General features: G+C 65.3%; 13 protein-coding genes. 4 read left to right on the top strand and 9 right to left on the bottom strand.

Annotation, left to right across the window (positions count from 1 at the left end; translation table 11 throughout):
• Positions 1–10: 10 nt before the first annotated feature.
• The 3 genes from J2X57_RS01360 to J2X57_RS01350 all read right to left on the bottom strand — a co-directional run bounded on the left by J2X57_RS01360 (position 11) and on the right by J2X57_RS01350 (position 4,437).
• The gene (locus J2X57_RS01360; protein WP_309862869.1) at positions 11–1,921 is read right to left on the bottom strand and encodes a methyl-accepting chemotaxis protein; all 1,911 of its coding nucleotides are present in this window, start codon (positions 1,919–1,921) and stop codon (positions 11–13) included.
• Positions 1,922–1,999: 78 nt separating this feature from the next.
• A complete protein-coding gene (gene pgm, locus J2X57_RS01355) occupies positions 2,000–3,640 on the bottom strand; it encodes a phosphoglucomutase (alpha-D-glucose-1,6-bisphosphate-dependent) (protein ID WP_309862866.1) in 1,641 nt (546 codons plus the stop codon).
• A 104-nt stretch (positions 3,641–3,744) separates the two neighbouring features.
• Complete coding sequence (locus J2X57_RS01350; RefSeq protein ID WP_052191257.1) at positions 3,745–4,437, bottom strand: response regulator transcription factor; 693 nt, start codon at positions 4,435–4,437, stop codon at positions 3,745–3,747.
• A 138-nt stretch (positions 4,438–4,575) separates the two neighbouring features.
• Between J2X57_RS01350 and J2X57_RS01345 the strand changes: the two genes are divergently transcribed.
• On the top strand, positions 4,576–5,319 hold the full coding sequence (locus tag J2X57_RS01345) for a hypothetical protein (protein WP_309862862.1): 744 nt from the start codon (positions 4,576–4,578) through the stop codon (positions 5,317–5,319).
• On the top strand, positions 5,288–6,145 hold the full coding sequence (locus tag J2X57_RS01340) for an NAD-dependent protein deacetylase (RefSeq protein ID WP_308845721.1): 858 nt from the start codon (positions 5,288–5,290) through the stop codon (positions 6,143–6,145). The genes J2X57_RS01345 and J2X57_RS01340 overlap by 32 nt, the downstream gene beginning before the upstream one ends.
• On the opposite strand, the gene tadA is transcribed toward J2X57_RS01340, so the two are convergent.
• The 5 genes from tadA to J2X57_RS01315 form a co-directional block, all read right to left on the bottom strand.
• Positions 6,136–6,651, bottom strand: coding sequence for a tRNA adenosine(34) deaminase TadA (gene tadA, locus J2X57_RS01335; protein WP_036113041.1), 516 nt, complete (start codon positions 6,649–6,651; stop codon positions 6,136–6,138). The two genes, J2X57_RS01340 and tadA, sit on opposite strands and share 10 nt — an antisense overlap.
• 44 nt (positions 6,652–6,695) lie before the next feature.
• Complete coding sequence (locus J2X57_RS01330; RefSeq protein WP_309862853.1) at positions 6,696–7,250, bottom strand: DNA-3-methyladenine glycosylase I; 555 nt, start codon at positions 7,248–7,250, stop codon at positions 6,696–6,698.
• Between the two features lie 60 nt (positions 7,251–7,310).
• Positions 7,311–7,871, bottom strand: coding sequence for a TetR/AcrR family transcriptional regulator (locus tag J2X57_RS01325; RefSeq protein WP_309862849.1), 561 nt, complete (start codon positions 7,869–7,871; stop codon positions 7,311–7,313).
• 5 nt (positions 7,872–7,876) lie between these two features.
• On the bottom strand, positions 7,877–8,341 hold the full coding sequence (locus tag J2X57_RS01320) for a nuclear transport factor 2 family protein (protein ID WP_036117550.1): 465 nt from the start codon (positions 8,339–8,341) through the stop codon (positions 7,877–7,879).
• A 120-nt stretch (positions 8,342–8,461) separates the two neighbouring features.
• A complete protein-coding gene (locus J2X57_RS01315) occupies positions 8,462–9,625 on the bottom strand; it encodes an NADH:flavin oxidoreductase/NADH oxidase (protein WP_309862846.1) in 1,164 nt (387 codons plus the stop codon).
• 257 nt (positions 9,626–9,882) lie between these two features.
• Here J2X57_RS01315 and J2X57_RS01310 point away from each other — a divergent pair, with 257 nt between their 5' ends.
• Entirely contained in the window at positions 9,883–10,797 is a 915-nt protein-coding gene (locus J2X57_RS01310) for a LysR family transcriptional regulator (RefSeq protein ID WP_309862843.1), read from the top strand.
• A gap of 51 nt (positions 10,798–10,848) precedes the next feature.
• On the opposite strand, the gene J2X57_RS01305 is transcribed toward J2X57_RS01310, so the two are convergent.
• Positions 10,849–11,739, bottom strand: coding sequence for an AraC family transcriptional regulator (locus J2X57_RS01305; RefSeq protein ID WP_309862839.1), 891 nt, complete (start codon positions 11,737–11,739; stop codon positions 10,849–10,851).
• A 99-nt stretch (positions 11,740–11,838) separates the two neighbouring features.
• Between J2X57_RS01305 and J2X57_RS01300 the strand changes: the two genes are divergently transcribed.
• Positions 11,839–12,582 (top strand): SDR family oxidoreductase, encoded by a 744-nt coding sequence (locus J2X57_RS01300; RefSeq protein WP_309862836.1) that lies wholly within the window; start codon positions 11,839–11,841, stop codon positions 12,580–12,582.
• The last annotated feature ends 14 nt before the right edge of the window (positions 12,583–12,596 follow it).

Here is a 12,596-nt window from a genome sequence, read left to right as displayed (position 1 = left end):
GCCCCTTATCTCAGAGCCTGAACCCGCCGACCACCGCTTCGAGCGTACGCGTCTGGTCTTCCATCGCCTTGGCCGCGGCAGCCGCTTCCTCGACCAGCGCCGCGTTCTGCTGGGTCATGTCGTCCAGCTGGGTGACCACACCGCTGACCTGGTCGATGCCCTGGCTCTGCTCGGTGCTGGCCGCCATGATCTCCTCCATGAAGGTAGCGACGTGGGCAACGCTGCCGGTGAGTTCACCGATGCGCTGGCCGGCGACGCGTACCAGCTGCGAACCGCGCTCGACGTCGTCGACCGACTCGGCGATCAGCGCCTTGATGTCCTTCGCCGCCTTGGCGGAACTCTGCGCGAGACTGCGGACTTCGCTTGCCACAACCGCGAACCCGCGACCCTGCTCGCCCGCCCGGGCCGCTTCCACCGCCGCGTTGAGCGCCAGCAGGTTGGTCTGGAAGGCGATACCGTCGATCACACCCACGATGTCGGCGATGCGTGCGGACGACTGGCTGATCGCGTCCATCGTCACGACCACTTCGTTCACCGTGCCGCCGCCATCGCGCGCCGCGTTGGCTGCCTCACGCGCCAGCGTATTGGCCTGACGGGCGTTATCGGCGTTCTGGCGCACGGTCGCCGTCAGTTCTTCCATGGACGCAGCCGTCTCTTCCAGCGAGCTGGCCTGCTCCTCGGTACGCTGCGAGAGATCCATGTTGCCGCTCGCGATCTGCGTGGCCGCCGACGAGATGGCCGACGAACTGTCGCGCACCTGACGCATCATGCCCTGCAGACGGGCGATGAAGCCGTTGAAGCTCTCGACCACGCCGTTGTATTCGCTGCCGCTGCCGTTCGCCAGGCGACGGGTCAGATCGGCGTCGCCGGAGTTGAGGTCGTCGATGTTGGCCTTGAGGGTCGCGAGCTGCTTCATCAGCGCACGGATGCCCAGCACCAGCGCCACGATGAGCAGAAGTGCCAGAGGCACCTGCACCGCGGCGAGCTTGGTCAGGATGCGAGCGCTGTTCTCGGTAAGCAGCCGGGTCGGGAGACTCGTGGCCAGCACCCACGGAGTGCCGGCGATCGGCTTCAGGAACAGCGTGTGCGACTCGCCATCCGCGTCGTAATCGAGCTCGACCTGACCGCCCTTGGCCACCTTCGGCAGGGCGTCCTTCACCTGCGCGATCATCGCCGAGCCAGCGGCCAGATCGGGGATCTTCTTCAGGACGATATCGTCCTTGATGTAGGTGCTGTTGCTGACCACCGTGCCGTTCGGCTCGACGATCAGGATCTGACCATGGACCTTCTTCTCCATGTCGGCGACCAGGCGGTTGAAGAAGCCCAGCGTGACGTCGATGGTGGAGACGCCGAACACGTCATCGCCCTTGTAGATCGCCATGGCGCAATTGGTGCGCGGCTGTGCGCTGGCATCGTCCTTATAGGCATCGGCCCAGAGACAATGACCACGCGGAGCGCTGAGGCCATTCTTGTACCAGCTCTGCTCCCAGTACTTGAGCGCGTCAGGCTGATTCCAGTGCGTGTTGACCACGAGCTTGTTGCTGGCATCCCGGGCGAAGAAGGTACTGTCGCGCTCCTTGCTCGCCTCGCGCTTGAACGGCAGCGGCCAGATGCCACCACCGAACACGTCGGGATCGCCGTACTGGTCGACCAGACCCGGCTGGAGACGGTCGATGGACGCGCTGTCCATGAGCGCCACCGTCTGCGTGATGCTGCGCTGCTGCGCTTCGACCTGCTTGAGCTTGTTGGTGATGACGGTGCCGATCTCGTCGACATTGCGGCCGACGAGTTGCGCCTCGGTCGCCCGCAGGTCGGGGCTGACGAACAGCCGGACGACGATCAGAGTGAGGATCACCAGTACGATAAAAGAGCCCAGCACGGCTACGGTATAGCGGGCCTGGGTCGACTTGAGAAAATTCACGCGAGTGCCGTTAGTAAGGGGACCCCTACCTATCGGCTTGACGAGGGCTTAACTTTAGCCCTCGTCAACACCTTAGTTTCAGCTGAGAGCCTTGTCTACCATGGCCTGCGCCTCAGCCAGCACCTGCTGGAGGTGATCGTTGCCGCGAAAACTTTCGCCGTAGACCTTATAGATGTCCTCGGTGCCCGACGGACGGGCCGCGAACCATGCCTCCGCGGAGATCACCTTGATCCCGCCGATCGGCTGGCCGCCCGCCTGATTGACCACCTCGACGATCGGATCGCCGGCGAGCGTCCTGGATTCGACCTGGTCCGGAGCGAGCTTCGACAGCTTCGCCTTCTGCGCGTGGGAGGCCGGCGCGTCGATGCGCGAATTGGCCGGATCACCCAGTTCGCCGGTGATACCCCGGTAGATCTCACCGGGATCCTTGCCCAGCCGCGCGGTCATCTCGCCAGCAAGCAACGCGGCGACGATGCCGTCCTTATCGGTCGACCAGGCCCCGCCGTCCTTCGACAGGAACGACGCGCCAGCGCTTTCCTCGCAGCCGAAGCCGAGACTGCCGTCGTAGAGTCCGGACACGAAGTACTTGAACCCGACCGGCACTTCGCGCAGCGGGCGGCCCAGATGCGCGGCGATGCGGTCGAGCAGACCCGTGCTCACCGCCGTCTTGCCGACGGCCGCGTCCGCGCGCCAGCCCGGACGGTTCTGGAACAGATACCACGCGGCGGCCGCCAGGTAGTGATTGGCCGGCAGCAGTCCCGTGCTGGGCGCGACCACGCCGTGGCGATCGTGGTCCGTGTCGCAGGCGAAGGCCACGTCGAACTTATCTTTCAGGCCGATCAGCCGCTGCATCGCATAGGCGGACGATGGATCCATGCGGACACGGCCATCCCAGTCGAGCGACATGAAGGAGAAGGTCTTGTCGACGGTCTCACTGACCACGGTCAGGTCGAGCTTGTAACGCTCACCGATGGCGCGCCAGTAATGGACGCCGGCGCCACCCAGAGGGTCCACGCCCATCCGGACGCCCTTGTTCCGGATGATGTCCAGATCGAGCGCATTGCCCAGATCGGCCACGTAGCGTTCCAGGAAATCGTATTCCTGCGTCGTCGACGCCTTCAGCGCCTGTGCGTACGGCTGCCGCTTCACGTCACGCAGGCCGCCCTCGATCAGCGCGTTGGCGCGGGCCGCGATCCAGGATGTCGCATCGGTATCGGCGGGCCCACCGTGCGGCGGGTTGTACTTGATCCCGCCGCTTTCGGGCGGGTTGTGCGACGGCGTGATGACGATGCCGTCGGCACGGCCGCTCTCGCGCCCATGGTTGAACACCAGGATCGCGTGCGAGACCGCGGGTGTGGGGGTGTATTCCCCACCGGCCGAGATGTAAGTCGGCACGCCGTTCGCGGCGAGCACTTCGATCGTGCTCTCGAACGCCGGGGCGGACAGCGCGTGTGTATCGATGCCTACGAACACAGGCCCGTCCACGCCTTCCTTACGGCGATACTCACAGATCGCCTGGACCACGGCCTGCACATGCCATGCGTTGAACGAACGGTCGAACGAGGAGCCGCGGTGGCCGGACGTACCGAAGACGACGCGCTGCTCGGGTACCGACGGATCGGGTCGCAGGTCGTGATACGCGGCAAGCAGGGCGGCGACGTCGACCGGAGTGGTTTCCGTAGCGGGCTTTCCCGCCAGCGGGCTGATCTTGGCACTCACCGATAGCTCTCCTTGGGCGGTGCCGTCAGGGCACCGGACCGGGGCATTGTAGGCATGCCGCCTGAATGGCGTTGTCAAACCGGTGTGCACTTTTGAGATTTTTTCTATGTCCGGCGCGGTCGCCTGCGACTATCTTGTTTGCCATCGCTCTCATCGGCCGGCGGTAACCGCAGCCGGTCGATGTATTCGAAGATCTCAGCATCCGTGTCCAGCCGCAGCTTGCGCATGGCATTCGTCTTCTGCTGGCTCACGGTCGAAAGACCACGGCCCGTGGCGCGGGCAATGTCGGTCACGCTGTTACCCGCGGCGAACAACCGCAGGATCTCCAGCTCCCTCGGCGACAGGTCCGCCAGGGTGCCCTTGCCCACCGGCTCGCCCTGCGGCGTAACGATCATCTCGCGAACGGAGGCACCCAGGTACACATGGTTGGACACGATCTGCGCCAATGCCTCGGGAATTTCCCGGGTGTCGCCCGACTTCCCGATCAGTCCGCGGACGCCCGTACCGAGAATCTCGCGATACAGCGCGGGATTGGCCAGCGTGGTGATCACCATGATCGGCAATGCCGGATAGAGCTTCCGCACTTCCGTAAGCAACGCGAGGCCGTCCCGTCCGGGCTCCGGCATGCTGAAATCGGTAATCAGCGCATCGCAAGGCTGCGCGGCGAGCGCAGCCAGCAGTTCATCGGGCGATTGCGCCTCGCCGACCACGTCGGCAAGGCCGTCCTTGGTCAGGGCCAGGCTGATGCCCTTGAGAACGACGGGATGATCATCCGCAAGAATGACGCGGTGAACCATGAGTAATCCTTTCTCCGTAGCCAGTCCGTGCGGCGGGGCGCAGAGTTGAGCACATCGCCGCCGGCATCGCCACTACGAATGCGCCTGCACGCGCGAGTTCACGCATGGCGCGAACGCATCGCCCGGGCCTGCGTCCGCATGGGTGCGAGCGCTGACCTGCCCGACCTGCTGACGCGCGTAAGCCACTACTACACGGGCCTCGCCCGGCAGCGCGGCGGCACGCTTCAGCTCGAGCTGGACCCCGCCCTGGCGCCCGATCTCGTGGGTCCTTACGCAGCGCTCGGTGACGTCCTCTGCCTGCTGCTCGACCGCGCCTTCGCCGTCACCGTCCATGCACATGTCGCGCTGCAGGTCGATGTCGTCGGCGATGTGCCGGACGGCCAGCTGGTCCACATCACGGTGGCCGATCCCGGCGAGACGCTCGACGACTGTCTAGGCCTGGACACTGCCGCCCGGCTGATCGCCTCGCTCGATGGCGTCCTGCACAGGGAGTGCGCGCCGGATCGGGGTACACGGGTCATCATCGAGGTCACGCTGACCTTGCCACGCCATCCTCCGCGCATCGACATCGAGACCCTGCGGACCACGCTCGGAGGCACCCATGCGCTGCGCGAAGTGATCTCGGCACTGGATCGCTCACTCAGCCGCGATCTTTCCGAACTCGACGTCCTGCTCGCCCAGCCCGGCATCGCCGATCTGCAGGCCTGGCTGCACCGGGTCTCCGGTGCGCTTGGTATGGCCGAGGCCACCGACCTCGCGCGCCTGGGACTCACGCTGGAGCGCCGCCTGGCGGAAGAACGGGATGCCAGCGTCGACGCGGCGATCCGGCGCTTCGGGGAAGACGCCGCGCATGCGCTTCAGGTGCTGCGCAAACACAGCTGAGCGATCGGCTATAGTGCCCGGCACTGTGAGTACCCTGCACACCTTCATCGACACCCATCCGCGCCTCTTCGTGCTGACTGGCGCAGGCATCAGTACCGATTCCGGTATTCCCGACTACCGCGATGGTCAGGGCGCGTGGAAACGCAGCCCGCCGATGACCCTGCAGATGTTCATGAGCGGTCCGCCGGCCCGGGCACGCTACTGGGCGCGTGGCATGATCGGCTGGCGCCATTTCTCATCGGTGAGCCCCAACCTCGCGCATCGGGCACTGGCACGGATGGAGCACGAGGGGCGCATCGAACTCCTGCTGACCCAGAACGTCGACGGGCTTCACGAAGCGGCCGGCAGCATCAATGTGGTCGACCTCCACGGACGCCTCGACCGCGTGCGCTGCATGCAATGCGGCGATATCACGACGCGCGCCTCCATGCAGGCCAGGCTCGAGGAAGCGAACCCCGCGTGGCTCGCGCTGCAGGCCACGGTGGCGCCCGATGGCGACGCCGACCTCGACGAGGTGGACTTCAGCGCATTCGTCATCCCGACCTGCACGGTCTGCGGCGGGATCCTGAAACCCGATGTCGTCTTCTTCGGTGAAAATGTCCCCCGCGCCCGTGTCGACACGGCCTGGGCACATCTGGCCCGGGCCGACGCCATGCTGGTGGTCGGCTCGTCGCTGATGGTCTACTCCGGCTACCGCTTCGTTCTCGAAGCCTCGCGCAAAGGTCTGCCGATCGCCTCGGTCAACCTCGGCGTCACCCGCGCGGACGCACTGATCGACGTGAAAATCGAGCAGTCGGTCACGGACGCGCTCGCGCCCTACGCCTGACCTTCAACCCGTGGCGCCTGGCGCCTCGCGCGGAAGAACTCGCGCAGCATCGTGCTCGCCACGTCAGCCCCGAGGCCGCCCTCGACCCTCACCCGGTGGTTGTGCAACGGCGAAACCAGCGTGTCGAACACGCTCCCGGCTGCGCCGGTCTTGGGGTCGGTCGCGCCGAACACCACGCGCCCGACCCGTGCGTGGATCATGGCCATCGCGCACATGGTGCAAGGCTCGAGCGTCACATACAGCGTGGAGCCTGGAAACCGGTAGTTGGCGACAGCCTGGCCTCCGGCCCGCAGCGCCTGGATTTCCGCATGCGCGGTGGGGTCGTTGAGGGTGATGTTGCGATTCCAGCCTTCGCCGATCGCGACGCCACCCTGCACGAGCACGGCACCGACGGGCACCTCGCCCTCCGCATCGCGCGCGTGTTCCGCCAGCTGAAGCGCACGGGCCATCCACGCGCGATCGGCGTCGGTAAAGCGGTCGTCGCTGGAAACCGGAGGTGCGGACAAGAGCGGTCTTCCGTCAGGCAGGCCGGGGATTCTACGTCGTTTCGTCAGCGACGGAAGCAGCCGAGGGCGTGGTCGTCGACGATACCCACGGCCTGCATCCAGGCATAGGTGATGGTCGGACCGACGAACTTGAAGCCGCGCTTCCTGAGGTCTTTCGAGATGGTGACCGACAAAGGCGTCTGCGTAGGCGCCGTACGGCCGTCGCCACGAATCACCTTGCCGTCGGTGAACGACCAGCAGTAGCTGTCGAAGTCTTCGCCGCGGGCGTGCATGTCTTCATAAATGCGCGCCCCGTTGATGGTCGCCTCGATCTTGGCGCGCGAGCGGATGATGCCGGCATCGTCCAGCAGGCGCACGATGTCCTTCTCACTGAAGCGGGCAACCTTGACCGGATCGAACCCCTTGAACGCTTTGCGGAAGTTTTCGCGTTTGCGCAGGATGGTGATCCACGAGAGCCCAGCCTGAAAACCTTCCAGCATCAGCTGCTCCCAGAGCATTCGCGAATCGTGCAGAGGCTCGCCCCACTCCGTGTCGTGGTACTCGGTGTAGAGCGGGTCGGATCCGGCCCAGGCACAGCGTGTGGGTTCTATGGTGGGCATGAGAGGCGATCCGTCGGTGCCGGAGATCAGGACGTACTTGCAAGTGATCGTTCGTACATATTAGCGTCCAGCACTTGTCCGACAAGCCATCCGGGCCACGGCACGCCTGAAAATGCCGGGCTGGCCCAGCGACCGCGACAGAACGATCGCCCCCTGAATGCCAGCGACCGCATCTTCCGCCGTCTCGCGCGCCATGACCCGGGACTGTCCCAGCCGACCGAGGCATTCGCTCAGAGCATCGATCCAACGGACAAAATAGTTCTTCACCGCCATCGCGAAGCGGTCGCGTGTCTCATCCAGGGCGAATGCCCCGACGAGACACACGCGTCGTCCTGAATCGAAATAGGCATCCACGGATTTCCACATCCCTTCGATCGCCACACCGGGCTCGGCGCCGCGCAACGGCTTGAAGATGTGTTCATCGAACCAGGCATCGATATCCGCCAGAACGGCCGCCGCCATCTCTTCCTTCCCACCGGGAAAAAAGTGATAGAGGCTTCCTTTGCCCAGCCCGGTACGCTCGGTGATACGGCTCATCGTCGCCCCGTTGTAGCCGAGTTCCCGAAACGCCTCGGCCAGCAGCGGGATGATCTCCGCACGCTCGTAGACCTCGCGAGCCATCGCGCTCAAAGTCCCAGATCGGAGAGTCCCGGATGATCGTCCGGACGACGCCCCTGCGGCCAGTGGAACTTGCGATCGGACTCGGCGACAGGCAGATCGTTGATGCAGGCGTAACGGCGCTCCATCTCGCCTTCCGCGCTGAATTCCCAGTTCTCGTTGCCGTATGAGCGGTACCACTGACCGCTGTCGTCGTGCCATTCATAGGCGAAACGGACGGCGATACGGTTGCCGTCGAAGGCCCAGAGCTCCTTGATCAGACGGTAGTCGTGCTCCTTCTCCCATTTGCGGGTGAGGAAGGCGACGATCGCCTCGCGGCCATGGACGAACTCGGCGCGGTTACGCCACTGGCTGTCGCGGGTGTATGCCAGCGCGACCTTCGCCGGGTCGCGGCTGTTCCAGCCGTCTTCGGCCATGCGGACCTTCTGAACGGCGGTAGCGTGCGTGAAGGGAGGGAACGGAGCGGCCACGATCGGATTCCTGTGTCGATGGAGGTCGCAGTGTACCGATTGGTACAGAGATTCGCTTGAACGAAAATGCCGCAGGGGTCGACCCTGCGGCACGTCGGACCGGCGCTGCTTGCCAGCGATAACTCAGCGGTAAGCGCCACCCTCATCCCGCCGCCACGCGGCCTGCGGTTCGACCAGCCCTTCGACGTCGAACAGGTGGCGATGCCGCGACGGCTGCGAACGCAAGTACTGCTTGGGCGGATGGACCGTGCCGCCCAGTTCGGCGGCGGCATGCCAGGGCCAGCGCGGGTCGTAGAGAATCGTGCGCGCCAGGGCGATCAGGTCGGCCTCGCCCGTGGCCACGATGGCTTCCGCCTGCTCGGGGCTGGTGATCAGACCGACAGCCACGACCGGCATGTCGACCGCTTCCTTCACACCGCGCGCGAACGGCACCTGATAGCTCGGTCCGACCGGGATCTTCTGGTGTTCGTCGAGGCCGCCGGTGGAAACGTGGATGGCATCGCAGCCACGCGCCTCCAGCGCCTTGGCGAAGGCGATGGTCTGCTCGAGGTCCCAACCGCCGTCCACCCAGTCGGTCGCGGAAACACGCATGGTCACGGGGCGATCGACGGGGAACGCGGCGCGCACGGCGTCGAAGACTTCCAGCGGGAAACGCATGCGGTTCTCAAGCGAACCGCCGTATTCGTCGCTACGCTGGTTGGACAGCGGCGAAAGGAACTGGTGCAACAGGTAGCCATGGGCCCCGTGCAACTGCACGAACGCCAGGCCCAGGCGCGCCGCACGCACGGCGGCGGCGGCAAACGCGTCGCGCACCCTCGCGAGGCCGGCCTTGTCGAGCTCGGTCGGAGCCACATCGCCCGCTTGGAAGGGAATCGGCGAAGCACCGACCGTCTGCCATCCGTGTACGTCATCCGGCGCCAGCTGATGACCACCGGCCCAGGGTGTCTCGGTGGACGCCTTACGCCCGGCGTGGCCGAGCTGGATACCGATCGGCATATCGGACCAGTGGCGCACACTCTCCAGCACCTTGCCCATGGCCGCCTCGGTGGCGTCGTCGTACAGGCCGACGTCGCCCCAGGTAATGCGACCTTCCGGCTCGACGGCCGTCGCCTCGATGGTCAGCAGACCCGCACCGGACAAGGCCAGCTGCCCCAGGTGAATCTGGTGCCAGTCGGTCATGCGGCCATCGTTGTCGGCCGAGTATTGGCACATGGGAGCGATCACGATCCGGTTGGCCAGTTCGAGATTACGTACGCGGAAGGGTTTGAAAAGCGCGGGCTGCGCCATGAGTGGCTCCGGAAAAAGGGTCGGGATGGCTCCCGACATGGTGATCAGCAGGGGAATCGGCAAGCACGCGAGCGAATGAGAGTCACGCGGCACATTCAGTCGCTCAGTTCATCAATATAGTTCGATCGGCAGGCCACATGGCTTGGATGATCGTGAGCTGCCGTGATCAGGACGTAATATGAAAGCTGGTCGCCCGGGCGACAAGGCGTCCCGCGGACCGACACCCGTTCCTTGAATTCACGAATAGAGGTTTTTTCATGGATAACCGCGCCGGTGAAATGGAAGCGTTCATGCGCGTCGTGCAGGCCGGCAGTTTCGCCGGCGCCGCCCGCGCCGCGGGCCTCTCACCGTCGGCGATCAGCAAGCTGGTCGCACGTCTCGAGGCGCGTCTGGGCACCCGTCTGATCGTACGCACCACCCGCACGCTGCAGCTCACGCCTGAAGGCGAGGTCTATCACGCGCGCGCCTTGCGCGTCCTGGCCGATATCGATGAGGCGGAGCGCCTGGTCGCCCATGGCGCCCGGTCGACGCCCTCCGGGCGGCTCAGAGTCAGTGCCTCGGTGTCGTTCGGCGTGCGCAAGGTGGTGCCACTGGTGCCCGACTTTCTCGCCCTGTACCCGCGCGTCGAACTGGACCTGTCGCTGAGCGACAGCATCGTGGACCTGGTGGACGATCGTGCCGACGTCGCCATCCGCGTCGGCACCCTGCCCGACTCCGGCCTCAAGGCCCGCAAGATCGGCGAGGCCGGGTTCGTCGTCTTCGCTTCGCCGGCCTATCTGAAAAGCCATGGCGTACCCACCACGCCGGATGACCTGGCCTCACATAACTGCCTGGCCTTCAACCTCGGTCCGGCGTTTACCTCGTGGCCCTTCCTGGATCCCGCTACGGGACAGGTACGTCAGGTGCCCATCGGCGGCAATTTTCGCGCGAACAACGGGGAGACGATGCGGCGCATGGCGATGGAAGGCGTGGGTATCGCCCGCCTGTCGAGTTACCACGTCGAGCGAGACATCGCCGAAGGGCGGCTGATATCGATCCTCGACGCGTTCGCTACCGGCGAGCGTCAGGCGACCCACGCCGTATTCGTGGGACATCCGCACCTGGCGTCGCGCATCCGGGCCTTCGTGGATTTCCTGGTCGAGCGGGTTCCGATGGGCGAACAGGACGCCTGAGCGATCGCAGCAGATACATCACCGGGCATCGCATATCGTCCCGACGCGCTTCTACGCGTCTCTGAATTGCGTCGGCGGCATGCCCACATGACGCGCGAAGGCGACGCTGAACGCGCTCGCCGAACTATAGCCGACACGCCCGGCGACGGTAGCCACGCCCATGTCTTTCCCACGCAGCAGCCGCCTGGCGAGAGCCATACGCCACGACAGCAGGTATTCCATGGGAGCCACCCCCACGGCGCGGCTGAAGCGCTCGAAAAACACCGAGCGAGACAGCGCCGCGATCTTCGCAAGCTCCACGACGGTCCAGGGCTTCTCCGGACTTGCGTGCATCTGCCGGAGCGCGAGGGCCAGGCGTGCATCGGTCAGTCCCCGTACCAGCCCGGGCGACGCCGCCGTACCGGTCGATCGCAGTGCCTCGATGAAAAGCAGTTCCAGCAGATGAGCGAGTACGACATCGCGCGCCGGCCGTTGCGCGCGCGATTCATCGCGCAGGAGTTCGACCAGCGTAGCGAGGCGACGCTCGCCACGCACCAGCACGATCCGGGGAAGCAGCGAGACGAGCAGATCGGCGTCCGGCGAGCCGAACGCACAGTGACCGATCAGGTATTCCACATCCGCCGGCGCGTCGATGGTTCCGAGACGGAACCGGCCATCGGGCATGGCCGCGGGCAAGCTATCCGGCGCGTCGTCCGGCACTTCCACCAGGCCCGACCTGGTGAAGTCGAAGGCTTCGGGAATCAGGATGAAGTCGCCTGCCTCGAGCGTGATCGGCGCCTCTCCGTTCGTCTGCATCCGGCTGGACCCATCGAGGATGACGCAATAAAACGGCTGCCCCGCTTCTTTCCGGCGAACGCGCCAGGGCCCCGCCGCGCTGACTGCCTTCGAAAACGTCGGCTTCGGCTGTAGCAAGCTGACGACATCGGCGAGCGGATCGACCACGACCGGACTCCTGCAAACGATAATGGGACGAATGATTGTAGCAAGTCCGGATGCCGGGCCGTATCGTGACTCTCCTGCACACCCCACCCAGGAGATCCCATGAAAACCGTCCTGATCACCGGCTGCTCGTCCGGCTTCGGCCTCGAGATCGCCCGCTACTTCCTCGACCGCGACTGGCATGTCGTCGCCACCATGCGCACGCCACGCGAAGACGTCCTGCCCCGCTCCGACCGCCTGCGGGTGATCGCACTCGACGTTACCGATCCGGCCAGCATCCGCCGGGCCGTGGCGGACGCCGGCCCGATCGACGTTCTGGTCAACAATGCGGGGATCGGCATGCTCAACGCGCTGGAGGGCACGCCAATGGACGTTGCCCGCGACGTATTCGAGACCAATACGCTCGGCACCATCGCCGTGACGCAGGCTTTCGTTCCGCAGATGCGCGAGCGCAAGGACGGCGTGATCGTCAATGTGACCTCGACCGTGACGCTCCGCCCCCTGCATCTGCTGTCCGTCTATACGGCGAGCAAGGCCGCGGTGAATGCCTTCTCCGATTCGCTGGCGCTCGAACTGGAGCAGTTCAACATACGTGTTCGTGTTGTGCTGCCGGGCCGCGCGCCTGACACGCGGTTCGGCGAGAACGCCCAGCCACGCATGGCGGCGGGTTTTCCCGAGCCGTACGCGGAACTGGCGAAGAACGTATTCGCCAGCTGGCAAGGCAATCATCCCATCACGCGGTCGGTGCAGGTCGCCGAGGCGGTATGGCTTGCGGCGAACGATGCGGGAAGTCCGTCACATATTCCTGCTGGCGATGATGCGGTGGCGCTGGCTGCAACTGACTGATCCGAGGTTCGCGA

It is taken from the genome of Luteibacter sp. 1214 (assembly GCF_031455395.1).
Classification (GTDB): Bacteria; Pseudomonadota; Gammaproteobacteria; order Xanthomonadales; family Rhodanobacteraceae; genus Luteibacter; species Luteibacter mycovicinus.
The sequence above is the reverse complement of the archived record's forward strand: the minus strand, read 5'-3'. Positions and strand labels throughout refer to the sequence as shown.